The organism is Limnohabitans sp. 2KL-1, from assembly GCF_003063435.1.
Lineage (GTDB): Bacteria > Pseudomonadota > Gammaproteobacteria > Burkholderiales > Burkholderiaceae_C > Limnohabitans_A.
The window spans coordinates 860052-872646 of sequence record NZ_NESL01000001.1 but is presented as its reverse complement, the minus strand read 5'-3'; the positions used below and the strand labels follow the sequence as shown (position 1 = coordinate 872646).

Sequence of the window (12595 nt, the reverse complement as noted above, 5' to 3'; positions counted from 1 at the left end):
TCGCCCGGTGCATCAGGGATCAACGCGCCTTGATCGGCCAACCCAGGCGGGCGTGTGCGTCGGCGAACGAGCCGACATGGATGGGGGAGGCGTCAGGTATCGCGCAAGCGAATGATGTCTTGCCGCAAATCCTGCGCCCAAGCGCGGCGGTCGCGGCCGTTGGCGGCTTGAGGTTCGCCAAAGTGGACAACGGCCTCGATGCGGTGGGCTTTGAGGGTGCGCCACATGGAGCCGATCAAGGTGTCGTCCCCGATGTAGCACGGGGCAAAGCTGGTCAGGCCGGTTCGAGCGTCGATGAATTTCAGCGACAAAGGCTGCACCGGGGCTTCGGCTTGTATGGCGGCCTGAATCAGATTGGCGTGAAAAGGCAGCAATTCGCGCCCGTCGCTGGTCGTGCCCTCGGGGAAAACCGCCACCACATCGCCGTTTTTCATGGCCTCGGCCATGTCCTTGACCATGCGCAGCGCGTCCTTGCGGCTGGTGCGCTCGATGTAAAGCGTGCCTGCGCCGGTGGCCAGCACACCCACCAAAGGCCAGTCGCGGATGTCGGATTTGGAGACAAAGCGGCAGTGCCGCGCCGCATGGATGACCAAGATGTCCAGCCATGAAATGTGATTGGCCACCATGAGCGCAGGGCCGTTTTGCACCGGTTGGCCCAGCACCCGCAAATGAATGCCCCACAGCGCCAGAAACTGCAGCGCCCAGGCTTGCACCCGCATTTCGCGCTGCTCTGGTGTGAGCTGTGGAAAGCGCACGTAGATGGCCCACATGCCCATCAGCACATGCCACAGGCCGCGCAAGAATTTCCAGATGGCGTTCAGGCTTGTCATGCGAAAACGAAGGCATCGGTCGGCATGGTCTTGTTCAACAAAACAGGCCTGACATCGCACACGGCAAGAACGTCCACACGATGGCTCGCAGGAAAGAACGTCACTTGGCTTCAAACACCACATGCCCGCCCACCAGGGTGGCCAGCACGCGGCCGGGCAGCTCGTAACCCGAAAACGGGGTGCTCTTGCCCTGGCTGCGCAGCGATGCTTCGGTGACAGGCCAGTGGCCGTCGGCCGACAGCACGCACACATCGGCCGCACCGCCCACTGCCAATTGGCCCACCGAGTCTTGCAAGCTGCCCAGCACCGTGCCCAGCACGCGGGCGGGATGGGCCGTGATGCGCGAGAGCACTTTGACCAGATCAACGCCGTCGTCCTGCCCCCACTTGAGCGCCAGGCTCCACAGCAGTTCCATGCCGGTGGCACCGGGTTCGGCTTCGGCAAAAGGCAGGGCCTTGGCATCGGCGTCAACCGGGGTGTGGTCCGACACCAATGCATCGAGCGTGCCATCGGCCAGACCGGCACGCAGGGCATCGCGGTCGCGCTGCTGGCGCAACACGGGCGTCAGGCGCGCACGGCTGTCAAAGTAGCCCATGTCGGCATCGGTCAGGTGCAGCGAGTTGATGCTCACGTCAGCCGTGACCGGTAGGCCCTCGGCCTTGGCCTGGCGGACCAGTTCCACACCTTGGGCACTGCTGATGCGGCACAGGTGCACGCGGGCACGGGTGCTGCGCACCAACTCAAAAATCGTGTGCAGGGCAATGGTTTCGGCGGCCACCGGCACGCCCGACAAGCCCATGCGCGTGGCCAGTGCCCCGCTGGCGGCCACGCCTTTGCCCAGGTAAAACTCTTGCGGGCGCAACCAGACGGTGAAGCCAAACGAGCTGGCGTATTGCAAGGCGCGCTGCACCACCTGGGTGTTGGCCAGCGCCACTTCGGCCTGGCTGAAACCCACGCAACCGGCTGCTGTCAGCTGGCCCATTTCGGTCAGCACATCGCCTTTCAAGCCCACCGTGAGTGCGCCCAGGGGCAGCACGCGGGCCTGGTGCAATTTTTCGGCGCGGTAGCGCAGCATCTCGACCAGACCGGGCTCGTCGAGCACCGGTTCGGTGTCGGGCGGGCAGACCAGGCTGGTCACGCCACCGGCCACAGCAGCGGCCATTTCGCTCTCCAGCATGCCCGCGTGCTCCTGGCCGGGTTCGCGCAAGCGCGCCGCCAGGTCCACCAGACCAGGGGCGACGATGCAGCCCTGGGCATCGATCACCCGGTTGGGCGTGAAGTCGGCAGGTGCCTGGCCCATGGCCACGATGCGCCCGGCGGCAATGGCCAGGTCGGCGGTTTGGTCAAAACCGCTGGCGGGGTCGATGACGCGGCCGTTTTGAATCAGGATCTTCATGTTCTTGTCCTTATGCCTCGTTGCCCGCGACGATGCTCATCACCGCCATGCGCACGGCGATGCCGAAGGTCACCTGCGGCAGGATCACGCTTTGTTGGCCGTCCACCACGGCGGAATCGATCTCGACCCCCCGATTGATCGGGCCAGGGTGCATGACGATGGCGTCGGACTTGGCCAGCTGAAGCTTCTCAGGCGTCAAGCCAAAGCTCTCAAAGTATTCCTGGCTGGAGGGCAGCAGCGCGCCGCTCATGCGTTCGTTTTGCAGGCGCAGCATGATGACCACGTCGCAGCCCTTGATGCCTTCTTCGAGGTTATTGAAGACGCGCACGCCCATCTGGGCCATGTCAGCAGGTACCAGCGTTTTGGGGCCGACCACACGCACTTCAGCGCAGCCCAGCGTGGTCAGCGCGTGGATGTCTGACCGCGCAACCCGCGAGTGCAGCACGTCGCCGACGATGGCCACAGTGAGGTTGGAGAAGTCTTTTTTGTAATGCCGGATGGTGAACATGTCCAGCAAGCCCTGGGTGGGGTGGGCGTGTCGGCCGTCGCCCGCGTTGACCACATGCACATGGGGCGCGACATGCTGGGCAATCAGATACGGCGCGCCCGATTCGCTGTGGCGCACCACAAAGATGTCGGCGGCCATGGCGCTCAGGTTGGCGATGGTGTCTAGCAGCGACTCACCTTTGCTGGCCGACGAACGCGCAATATCGAGTGTGTAGACATCGGCCGACAGGCGGGTGGCGGCGATGTCGAAGGTGGTGCGGGTGCGGGTGCTGTTTTCAAAAAACAGGTTGAACACGCTCTTGCCGCGCAAAAGGGGCACCTTTTTCACCTCGCGGTCGCTCACGCTGACAAAGCTGGCCGCTGTGTCGAGGATGTGGGTGAGGATGTCCTTGGACAGGCCTTCGGTGGAGAGCAGGTGGATCAGCTCGCCGTTTTTGTTGAGTTGGGGGTTGTTGCGTTTGTAGAGCATGTTGTTTTCACCTCGATCAGGCTTTGTTCTCCACGTCAAAACTGAAAGTGCCCGCTGCATCGCGGGCCAGCGCCAGCGATTGCGTTTCAGGCAGAGCCACGCGGGCGGCGGCAAAGTCGGCCTGGATGGGCAGCTGACGCCCGCCCCGGTCCACCAGCACCGCCAGTTGCACCCGGGCCGGACGGCCATAGTCGAAGATTTCATTGAGCACGGCGCGGATGGTGCGGCCGGTGTAGAGCACATCGTCGAGCACCAGAATGTCCGCACCGTCGACCTCAAACGGCAAGTGGGTCTGCCCACCCGCCGACAGGCCGCGCTGGGCAAAGTCGTCGCGGTGCATGAGCGAAGACACGCGGCCCGATTCACCACTCAGACCCAGGTCGCGTTGCAGGCGCTCGGCCAGCCAGGCCCCGCCCGAAGTGATGCCCACCAAGCGGGTATCCGACTTGCACAGGCTGCGCACACCGCGCAGCAGTTCCGGGTACAAGGCTTCGGCATTGAGGGCGAGTGCGCTCATGGGATATTCCTTAAAAATTGGTCAAGAATGATCGCCGCCGCTGCGGCATCGGCGTCTTTGGCACCGTAGGAATGGGCCTCGGTGGTGGTGTAGCGCTCATCCACCTCGTACACCGCCAGACCAAAGCGGCCACGCAGCTGGCGGCCGAATTTGCGGGCGCGCAAGGTGTTTTCGTGCTCGCCGCCATCGGGATGGGTGGGCACGCCGATCACCAGCGCATCGGGTTGCCACTCTTTGATGCGTTTGGCAATGTGCTCAAACCGGGCATCGCCCTCGGCGGCAATCGTGCCTTGCGGGGTGGCGGTTTTCATGAGCCGGTTGCCCACGGCCACGCCTGTGCGCTTGAGGCCATAGTCAAAAGCCAGAAAACTCTGGTGGCTGGCGGGCACCGCCACGTCGTTAGCGCCGCTCATGCGTGCCCCGCGTCGGGCGAAAGCATCCAGCTTTTAAGGCCCAGCAGGTCCAGGGCGCGGTCGTAACGCTCGGCCATGGGCACCTCAAACACCAGATCGGCCGATGCGGGCACCGTGAGCCAGGTGTTTTCACCCAGCTCCGATTCAAGCTGCCCTTCACCCCAGGACGCATAGCCCAGCGTAACCAGAACCCGGCGCGGGCCTGCGCCCGAAGAGAGGGCTTCCAGCACATCGCGCGAGGTGGTCATCTCCAGACCGCCGGGCACGGTGAGGGTCGAGGCGTAAATCGAGCCGCCTTCCTGTTCAGACTTGTCAACGTTCAGCGGATCGTGCAGCACAAAGCCGCGCTCGGTTTGCACCGGGCCGCCTTGACCCACCGGGTTTTCCAGCAGGTCTTCACGGCGCAGCGGCAAATCCACCTTGTCAAACAGGTGGCGCATGCTGATGTCAGAGGGTTTGTTGATGATCAGGCCCATGGCCCCTCGCGGGCCGTGCTCGCACATGTAGATCACGCTGCGGGAAAAAGTCTCGTCTTCCAACCCGGGCATGGCGATCAGGAAATGATGCTTGAGGTCGATGGAGGCACAATCTGTCATGCGCCGATTTTAGCGGTCTGGCCCCTGCGGGTTGGGCTGAAGGTGCCTTGATTGATCCAACCTGGCAAACCCTGATGGAAACCCCTTTTTCTTGTGGTCTGGTCTGGCTGCGGCGCGACCTGCGCGTGAGCGACCATGCCGCCCTGCACCAAGCCCTGAAACACTGCCAGCGCGTGCATGTGGTGTTCGTGTTCGACACCGAAATCCTGAACGCCCTGCCCCGCGCCGACCGCCGGGTCGAGTTCATCCGCGAGTCGCTGGTCGAAGTCGATGCCCGTTTGCGCGAACTGGCGGGCCACCCCCAAGCGGGCCTGATCGTGCGTCACGGCGTGGCCAAGGACAAAATCGTCAAACTGGCCCAGCACCTGCAAGCACAGGCGGTGTTTGCCAACCACGACGACGAGCCCCAGGCGCTGGCACGCGACATCCAGGTGCGCGGACACCTGGCCGACCACGGCATCGTGCTGCACACCTTCAAGGACCATGTGGTGTTTGAGCGCAACGAAGTGCTGACCCAGATGGCCAAGCCCTTCAGCGTGTTCACACCCTACAAAAACGCCTGGCTCAAAAAAATCACCCCCGAGGACCTGCAGGCTTTCGACGTGGCCCCACTGGCCAAACGCCTGGCCCCGCGCCCCGACGATCTGGCCCACCCGGTGCCCAGCTTGGCAGACATCGGCTTTGAGCCGACCAACCTGCAGGCCTTGAAAATCCCGACGGGTGAATCCGGTGCCCAGGCTTTGCTGCAGGACTTTCTGACCCGCATCGACCACTACGAAGACACGCGCAACTTCCCGGCCATCAAAGGCCCCAGCTATCTGAGTGTGCATTTGCGATTTGGCACCGTGTCGATCCGGCAGCTGGCCCGCGAGGCCCATGCCCGCATGCTGGCGGGCAGCGTGGGGGCGAATGTGTGGCTGTCCGAACTCATTTGGCGTGACTTTTATGTGCAGGTGCTGCACAACTTCGCGCATGTGGGCCACAGCAAAAGCTTCAAACCCGACTACGACGCCATCCACTGGGAGCACGGCCCCCACGCCCACAAACTGTTTGACGCTTGGTGCGAAGCCCGCACCGGCTACCCTCTGGTGGACGCGGCCATGCGCCAGCTCAACCAAACCGGCTACATGCACAACCGCCTGCGCATGGTGGTGGCCAGCTTTTTGTGCAAAGACCTGGGGGTGGACTGGCGCTGGGGCGAAAAATACTTCGCTACGCACCTGAACGACTTTGACCTGTCGGCCAACAACGGCGGCTGGCAGTGGGCCAGCTCCAGCGGTTGCGATGCGCAGCCGTACTTCCGCATCTTCAACCCCATCAGCCAAAGCGAAAAATTTGACCCCGAAGGCAAATTCATCCGCCGCTACGTGCCGGAGCTGGCGACCTTGCCCACGGCCGCGCTGCACGCACCCTGGCTGGCCAAGCCGCTGGAGTTACAAGCGGCCGGGGTGGTCATCGGCAAGACCTACCCCGCACCCGTTGTAGACCATGCCGAAGCCCGCGACAAAACATTGGCACGGTATGCAGTGGTCAAGAAAAAGCCGTCTGAATAAGACGGCCTGAGCAAGGGCAGTCTGCGCTCTGATGAGATCAGATCGCCACCATCTCGAAGTCTTCCTTGCGGGCCGCGCACTCGGGGCAAGTCCAGTTCATGGGGACGTCTTCCCATTTGGTGCCGGGCGCAATGCCATGCTCGGGGTCACCCATGGCTTCGTCATAGATCCAGCCGCAAATCAGGCACATCCAAGTTTTGTGTTCCATCACAGTGTCGCAATCAGAGAGTCGAATAGAATGATTTGATTGTATCGGGCGAGCCGAGTGCCCGGCTGAAGACCTTCCGAAGCACCCTGCAATTCGCATTTCATGACCGATCACAAGCCCGAACTGCCAACCGAAACCGATGCGCTGGATGCCGAAGATGCTGCCGGCTTGGCCTGTGTGCTGTCGTTCAATGCCAACGACCCCAGCGGCGCGGGTGGCCTGACGTGTGACGCCACGGCCATGGCCTCGGTCGGCGCACATTGCATGCCGGTGTGCACCGGCGCTTATGTGCGCGACACCACCAGCATCACCGATTTTTACCCTCTGGACGAAGAAGCCGTGCACGACCAGGCCCGCGCCGTGGCCGAAGATGTGCCGGTGCAGGTCATCAAGGTGGGCTTTGTTGGCACGCCCGAGAGCCTGGCCGTGATTGCCGAGCTGGCCGACGACTACGACGGCGTGCCGGTGGTGGCCTACATGCCCAATTTGTCCTGGTGGGAAGACGACAAGATCGACGCTTATCTGGACGCGTTCCGGGAATTGCTGCTGCCCCAAACCAGCGTTCTGGTGGGCCACCACAGCACGCTGCGCCGGTGGCTCCTGCCTGAATGGACAGGCGAGCGCAACCCCGGGCCGCGCGACATCGCCCATGCCGCCGCTGAGTTGGGCGTGCCGTACACCCTGGTGACTGGCCTGCCCTTGCCCGACCAACACATCGACAACGTGCTGGCCTCACCCGAAACGGTCTTGGCCCATGAAAAGTTCGAACGCATTGAAGCGGTGTTTGCCGGTGCAGGTGACACCCTGACCGCGGCTCTCGCCGCCTTGCTGGCCACCGGCATGGACCTGACCGAAGCCGCCAGCGAGGCCCTGCACTACCTGGACCGCTGCCTGGACGAGGGCTTTCGGCCCGGCATGGGTCAGGTCATTCCGGACCGCCTGTTTTGGGCGCTGCCCGAAGGTGAAGAAACCGACGAAGAAGCAGGCCCCGAAGTTCACCCCGGCGCTGATTACTTTGAAGTGCCATTCAACGAAACCAAACACTGAAGCCAGAGACAAACACGATGACCGACCGCAACCAAACCCTTTTTGACCGCGCTGCCCAGGTGATCCCCGGGGGGGTCAATTCACCCGTGCGCGCCTTTCGCGCCGTGGGCGGCACACCCCGCTTTGTGCAACGCGCCCAAGGCGCTTATTTTTGGGACGCCAACGGCCAGAAATACATCGACTACATTGGCTCCTGGGGCCCCATGATCCTGGGCCACAGCCACCCCGCCGTGCTCGAAGCGGTGCAAAAAGCCGCCCTCGACGGTTTCTCGTTTGGTGCCCCCACCGAGCGCGAGATCGAGCTGGCTGAAGAAATTTTGAAACATGTGCCCTCGATGGAAATGGTGCGCCTGGTCAGCTCGGGCACCGAAGCGGGCATGAGCGCACTGCGCTTGGCACGCGGCGCCACCGGTCGCACCAAGTTCATCAAGTTCGAAGGCTGCTACCACGGCCACGCCGATGCGCTGCTGGTCAAGGCAGGGTCAGGCCTGGCCACCTTTGGCAACCCCACCAGCGCGGGCGTGCCGCCCGAGGTGGTGCGCGACACCTTGGTGCTCGAATACAACAACATCGCCCAACTGGAAGAAGCCTTTGCACTGCACGGCAAAGAATTGGCTTGCGTGATGATCGAGCCGATTGCGGGCAACATGAACTTTGTGCGGGCCAGCGTGCCCTTCATGACACGTTGCCGCGAGCTGTGCTCCGAGCACGGTGCGCTGTTGGTGTTTGACGAAGTGATGTCCGGTTTCCGCGTGGCCCTCGGTAGCGCACAAAGCGTTTATGCCCAATTGATCCCCGGCTTCAAGCCCGACATGACGGTGCTGGGCAAAGTGATCGGCGGCGGCATGCCACTGGCTGCTTTTGGCGGCCCCCGCGAGATCATGTCCAAATTAGCCCCCACAGGCCCGGTCTACCAAGCAGGCACGCTCAGCGGCAACCCGGTGGCCACGGCCTGCGGCCTCACAACGCTGCGCGAAATTGCCAAACCCGGCTTTTTTGATGCCCTGAGCGCTCGCACCCAAAGCCTGGTCGATGGCCTGACGGGTGCCGCCGCTGCGGCGGGTGTGCCCTTTGTGGGCGATTGCCAAGGCGGCATGTTCGGCTTTTTCCTGCTGCCCGAGCTGCCGCAAAACTACGCCAAGGTCATGACCAGCGACAGCCCCAAGTTCAACAAGCTGTTCCACGGTCTGCTCGATGGCGGCGTCTACATCGCCCCCGCGCTGTACGAAGCCGGTTTTGTGAGCGCAGCCCACACCGAAGCCGACATCGCAGAGACCGTGCAGGTGGCGGCAGACGTGTTCAAAACCCTCTGAGCCCCATGAAACGCCTGGCCTGCCTGATGAGCGCCTGCCTGGTCGGGCTGAGCGCTGCAGCGCAAACCGACTTCGACAGCAGCCGCCTTTGGGTCAACGCAGGTTTTTACTCAGCCCACTTTGACACCGACAAAGGCCTGCGCAACGCCAACCCGGGGCTGGGGTTCGAATACAAACTGGACGACGACTGGAGCGCCACCGCCGGGCGCTTCATCAACAGCGACAACGCCCACTCCAGCTACATCGGGGCGTATTACCAACCCTGGCGTGTAGGGCCAGTCAAGCTGGGTGTGGTGGCCGGGGCGTTCAATGGTTACCCCAAAGCGTTTGACGGCGGCTGGTTTCCGGCCATCATCCCGACCGCCAGTTTGGAAAGCGGGCATTGGGGCCTGAATGTGGCGCTGGTGCCACCGCTCAAAGACCGGCTCTATGGCGCGGTGAGCTTTCAGCTCAAGTACCGGTTTCAGTCGGGGCGCTGACCGGCCGGGGCCAAGGGGCTCACGCCCTTTGCAAAATCAGGCAACGCGCCAGCCCGAAACGCTCGAAATCACGGTCAAAGGTGACCATGCGCAGGCCTGCACTTTGGGCGGTGGCCGCCAGTCCCAAATCGGTCCACAAACGGACAGGCTGCGGTGCCCCCCGACACCCCAAAAGCTGTTCAATCGCATCATCCAAACCGGCCGGATCGGCCAGTAAGCCAACAGCAGGCGTGTCCAGCCATTGCCGGTACAGGGTCATGGCTTGCGTCAAATTCAAAGCATTGGGGCCCATTGCACGGGGCTGGGACAGCACCCGCACCAAGCCCATCATGGTGGTGCGGCAAAACCACAAAGGCGTTCCAGCCTCGCAAGCCGATTGCCAATAGCGCATGGCCGCCGCATGAAACGGGTGCGCTGCGCTGCACAGCCCCACCCAGACATTCACATCGGGCAAATCGCCCGGTGCCAGGCGCCAATTGGCAGAGGCCTCAGCCACGCCCCAAGAGCTGGATGGTTCGCTCATCGTCTTCCTCGTTGATCAATTCATACAAATCGGCATTGGTCAATTTGCTCAGATCCAGCTGCAATGGCCCCTGGTTTGGAATGACCGGGGGCCTGGCTTCAAACCGCTTTTGCGGGTCCACCACCTCGCGGGCGGTCAAACCCCGCTCGACCAGCTCAATGACCAGGTCGCGCAGGGTTCGACCTTCTTGGGCGGCCCGGGTTTTGAGGTGCTTGAACAGCGGATCGGGGATGTCAAGTGAAGTACGCATGTCTGCATTTTTGCATGAATGCATCAATATGCACAAGCAACTCAACCCAACAGCGCCAAGCCGCCAGGACAAACCGGCATAATTCGCCCCTGCATTCACGTCCGGACCGGGCGCTTGCCTATACCCCTGGACTCCCCATGAAAAAGAACTTCCCCCTGCAAGCCGAAGGCAAGCACCCCGACCGCGTGCTCGAAGCCGTCAAGCACGACATCCGCAAATACTTCAAACGCGAGCGCAACCGCGACGTGCCCAAGGGCGTGGACTTTTGGGACTTTGACTGCAAGGTCGGTCTGACCGCCGACACCGCCGAAGTGGTGCGCGTGAGTGGTGTCATCGAAGCCGTGGACGCAGCCGCCCAAACAGGTGCCAGCTCGGTGTATGTGGAAATTTTGAGCAAGCACGGCATGCGCGTGATCAAGGCGCAGGACGACTACGAAGACCCGACACAAGACGCTCAGTATTGAAAACAAAATAGCTATTTCAAGGTCTATGATATGAATCATGGACCTGACAAATACAGCAGACGAGCGTACCGAAAAATTCATCCAGCGCTGGGCAATCAGCACGGCCAGCGAACGAGCCACATCGCAAAGCTTCATCATTGAACTGTGCGAACTGCTGGAAGTGCCCAGACCGCACGCCACCGCAGACCGCGACTACATGTTTGAACGCGCTTTGAAAGAAGCGCATGCCGACGGCCAGGAATCCGACCGGTATGTGGACTGCTACAAACGCGGCCACTTCATCCTCGAAGCCAAAAAAGTCAACATTGGCAGCCACACCAAAAGCTACAGCAAAACGCTGATCGGCGCACACGCCCAAGCGCAAAACTACGCCCGCGCCCTGCCCGCCGCCGAGGGCCGTCCGCCCATCATCATGGTGGTCGACGTGGGTCAGGTCATCCAGCTGTTTGCCGAATTCAGCCGCACGGGCGGCAACTACATCCCCTATCCCGACCCCCGCAGCCACCAGATCAAGCTGCAAGACCTGCGCGACGAGAAAATCCGCCAGCGTCTGCGCCTCGTCTGGACCGACCCCATGGCGCTGGACCCCAGCCGCGCCAACGCCAAAGTCACCCGCGAAGTGGCCAGCGTGCTGGCCGCCGTGGCCAAAAGCCTGGAGGCCGATGACCACCCAGCCCACCAAGTGGGCGCTTTCCTCACCCGCTGCCTGTTCAGCATGTTTGCCGAAGACGTGGGCCTGCTGCCCGCCAGCGAAAAGGGTGAAGGTAAAAGCGAAGGCAAAGGCGCCTTCACCGAACTGCTGCAAACCCACCGCACCCATCCGCCCACCCTGCAACGCATGCTGCAAGCCCTGTGGGCCGACATGGACCGGGGCGGCTTCAGCGCCGCGCTGGCCCGCGAAGTGCGCAAGTTCAACGGCAAACTTTTCAAGGCCTCACAGTCCGAAGGCTACGCCCTGCTGCTGAACACCAGCCAAATCGACGGCCTGCTGACTGCCGCCAAAGCCAACTGGACCGAGGTAGAGCCCGCCATCTTTGGCACCCTGCTCGAACGCGCCCTGGACCCCGACGAACGCCACGCCCTGGGCGCGCACTTCACACCCCGCGCCTATGTGGACCGCTTGGTCATCCCCACCGTCATCGACCCCCTGCGGGCCGAGTGGAACGACACCCAGGCCGCCACCATGGTCCTGATGGGCGAACACGAAGCCCTGAACGCCGAGGCCGATCGACTGTCCGATGCGCTGGCCCTCAAACAAAAAGCCCAGCGCGAGGCCAACCACAAAGTCAGAGAAGAACTGAAAGAAATCGACCATCTGCGCGCCGACGCCCGCGCCAAAAAGCGCGAAGCCATCCAGACCGTCCAAGCCTTTCACCACCGCCTGTGCAGCGTGCTCGTGCTGGACCCGGCCTGCGGCAGTGGCAACTTTTTGTACGTGACGCTGGAACACCTCAAACGCCTGGAAGGCGAAGTGCTCAACCTGCTCGAATCACTGGACGCAGGCCAAAACAGCCTCAACCTCGAAGGCGAAACCGTCAGCCTGCAGCAACTGCAGGGGATTGAGCTGAACAGCCGCGCTGCGGCCCTGGCCGAGCTGGTGCTGTGGATTGGCTACCTGCAGTGGCAAGCCCGCACCGTGGGCGTGGGCAACATCGCCGAGCCGGTGGTGCACGACTACGGCAACATCCAAAACCGCGACGCCGTGCTGGCCTATGACAGCACCGAGCCCCTGAAAGACGAAGCAGGCCGCATCGTCACCCGCTGGGACGGCAAAACCGTCAAGCCGCACCCGGTCACCGGGCTGGACGTGCCCGACGAATCTGCCCAAGTGGTGCAAATGCGCTACATCAACCCGCGCAAAGCGCAGTGGCCGCAGGTGCATTTCATTGTGGGCAACCCGCCTTTCATTGGGGCCAGCACCATGCGCTCGGCCTTGGGTGACGGCTATGTAGACGCCCTGCGCAGCAGTTGGCCCGAGGTGCCCGAAAGCGCAGACTTGGTCATGTACTAGTGGCACCAGGCCGCGCAAA

The 12595-nt window shown here is 62.6% G+C and carries 15 protein-coding genes; 6 read left to right on the top strand and 9 right to left on the bottom strand.

The genetic code is table 11. The features are described from left to right. Nucleotides 1–92: 92 nt before the first annotated feature. The 6 genes from B9Z47_RS04100 to B9Z47_RS04075 all read right to left on the bottom strand — a co-directional run bounded on the left by B9Z47_RS04100 (nucleotide 93) and on the right by B9Z47_RS04075 (nucleotide 4728). Nucleotides 93–830 (bottom strand): 1-acyl-sn-glycerol-3-phosphate acyltransferase, encoded by a 738-nt coding sequence (locus tag B9Z47_RS04100; protein ID WP_108329915.1) that lies wholly within the window; start codon nucleotides 828–830, stop codon nucleotides 93–95. 100 nt (nucleotides 831–930) lie between these two features. After that, the gene (locus B9Z47_RS04095) at nucleotides 931–2226 is read right to left on the bottom strand and encodes a dihydroorotase (RefSeq protein WP_108329914.1); all 1296 of its coding nucleotides are present in this window, start codon (nucleotides 2224–2226) and stop codon (nucleotides 931–933) included. 10 nt (nucleotides 2227–2236) lie between these two features. Next, the gene (locus B9Z47_RS04090) at nucleotides 2237–3202 is read right to left on the bottom strand and encodes an aspartate carbamoyltransferase catalytic subunit (RefSeq protein WP_108329913.1); all 966 of its coding nucleotides are present in this window, start codon (nucleotides 3200–3202) and stop codon (nucleotides 2237–2239) included. 16 nt (nucleotides 3203–3218) lie between these two features. Further along, a complete protein-coding gene (gene pyrR / locus B9Z47_RS04085) occupies nucleotides 3219–3719 on the bottom strand; it encodes a bifunctional pyr operon transcriptional regulator/uracil phosphoribosyltransferase PyrR (RefSeq protein WP_108329912.1) in 501 nt (166 codons plus the stop codon). Then, complete coding sequence (ruvX, locus tag B9Z47_RS04080; RefSeq protein ID WP_108329911.1) at nucleotides 3716–4132, bottom strand: Holliday junction resolvase RuvX; 417 nt, start codon at nucleotides 4130–4132, stop codon at nucleotides 3716–3718. The genes pyrR and ruvX overlap by 4 nt, the downstream gene beginning before the upstream one ends. Then, the gene (locus B9Z47_RS04075) at nucleotides 4129–4728 is read right to left on the bottom strand and encodes a YqgE/AlgH family protein (protein WP_108329910.1); all 600 of its coding nucleotides are present in this window, start codon (nucleotides 4726–4728) and stop codon (nucleotides 4129–4131) included. Before B9Z47_RS04075 ends, ruvX begins: the two co-directional genes overlap by 4 nt. A gap of 74 nt (nucleotides 4729–4802) precedes the next feature. Here B9Z47_RS04075 and B9Z47_RS04070 point away from each other — a divergent pair, with 74 nt between their 5' ends. After that, the gene (locus B9Z47_RS04070; protein ID WP_108329909.1) at nucleotides 4803–6281 is read left to right on the top strand and encodes a deoxyribodipyrimidine photo-lyase; all 1479 of its coding nucleotides are present in this window, start codon (nucleotides 4803–4805) and stop codon (nucleotides 6279–6281) included. 37 nt (nucleotides 6282–6318) lie between these two features. Here the strand turns inward: B9Z47_RS04070 and B9Z47_RS04065 are convergent, their stop codons facing one another. Further along, complete coding sequence (locus B9Z47_RS04065; RefSeq protein WP_108329908.1) at nucleotides 6319–6489, bottom strand: rubredoxin; 171 nt, start codon at nucleotides 6487–6489, stop codon at nucleotides 6319–6321. A 102-nt stretch (nucleotides 6490–6591) separates the two neighbouring features. Here B9Z47_RS04065 and B9Z47_RS04060 point away from each other — a divergent pair, with 102 nt between their 5' ends. Genes B9Z47_RS04060 through B9Z47_RS04050 form a run of 3 tightly spaced genes read left to right on the top strand, consistent with a single transcriptional unit; the run spans nucleotide 6592 to nucleotide 9328 of the window. After that, complete coding sequence (locus tag B9Z47_RS04060) at nucleotides 6592–7536, top strand: bifunctional hydroxymethylpyrimidine kinase/phosphomethylpyrimidine kinase (RefSeq protein WP_108329907.1); 945 nt, start codon at nucleotides 6592–6594, stop codon at nucleotides 7534–7536. A 17-nt stretch (nucleotides 7537–7553) separates the two neighbouring features. Further along, nucleotides 7554–8849: a glutamate-1-semialdehyde 2,1-aminomutase gene (gene hemL / locus B9Z47_RS04055; protein ID WP_108329906.1), complete on the top strand. Its 1296-nt coding sequence runs from the start codon at nucleotides 7554–7556 to the stop codon at nucleotides 8847–8849. Between the two features lie 5 nt (nucleotides 8850–8854). Beyond that, on the top strand, nucleotides 8855–9328 hold the full coding sequence (locus B9Z47_RS04050) for a hypothetical protein (RefSeq protein WP_108329905.1): 474 nt from the start codon (nucleotides 8855–8857) through the stop codon (nucleotides 9326–9328). A 19-nt stretch (nucleotides 9329–9347) separates the two neighbouring features. Here the strand turns inward: B9Z47_RS04050 and B9Z47_RS04045 are convergent, their stop codons facing one another. Continuing rightward, nucleotides 9348–9851 (bottom strand): TA system VapC family ribonuclease toxin, encoded by a 504-nt coding sequence (locus tag B9Z47_RS04045; RefSeq protein ID WP_108329904.1) that lies wholly within the window; start codon nucleotides 9849–9851, stop codon nucleotides 9348–9350. Next, the gene (locus tag B9Z47_RS04040; RefSeq protein WP_108329903.1) at nucleotides 9817–10101 is read right to left on the bottom strand and encodes a hypothetical protein; all 285 of its coding nucleotides are present in this window, start codon (nucleotides 10099–10101) and stop codon (nucleotides 9817–9819) included. Before B9Z47_RS04040 ends, B9Z47_RS04045 begins: the two co-directional genes overlap by 35 nt. A gap of 137 nt (nucleotides 10102–10238) precedes the next feature. Between B9Z47_RS04040 and B9Z47_RS04035 the strand changes: the two genes are divergently transcribed. Further along, nucleotides 10239–10565: a DUF6172 family protein gene (locus B9Z47_RS04035; protein WP_108329902.1), complete on the top strand. Its 327-nt coding sequence runs from the start codon at nucleotides 10239–10241 to the stop codon at nucleotides 10563–10565. 37 nt (nucleotides 10566–10602) lie between these two features. Beyond that, on the top strand, nucleotides 10603–12576 hold the full coding sequence (locus B9Z47_RS19180; RefSeq protein ID WP_108329901.1) for a DNA methyltransferase: 1974 nt from the start codon (nucleotides 10603–10605) through the stop codon (nucleotides 12574–12576). Nucleotides 12577–12595: the final 19 nt, after the last annotated feature.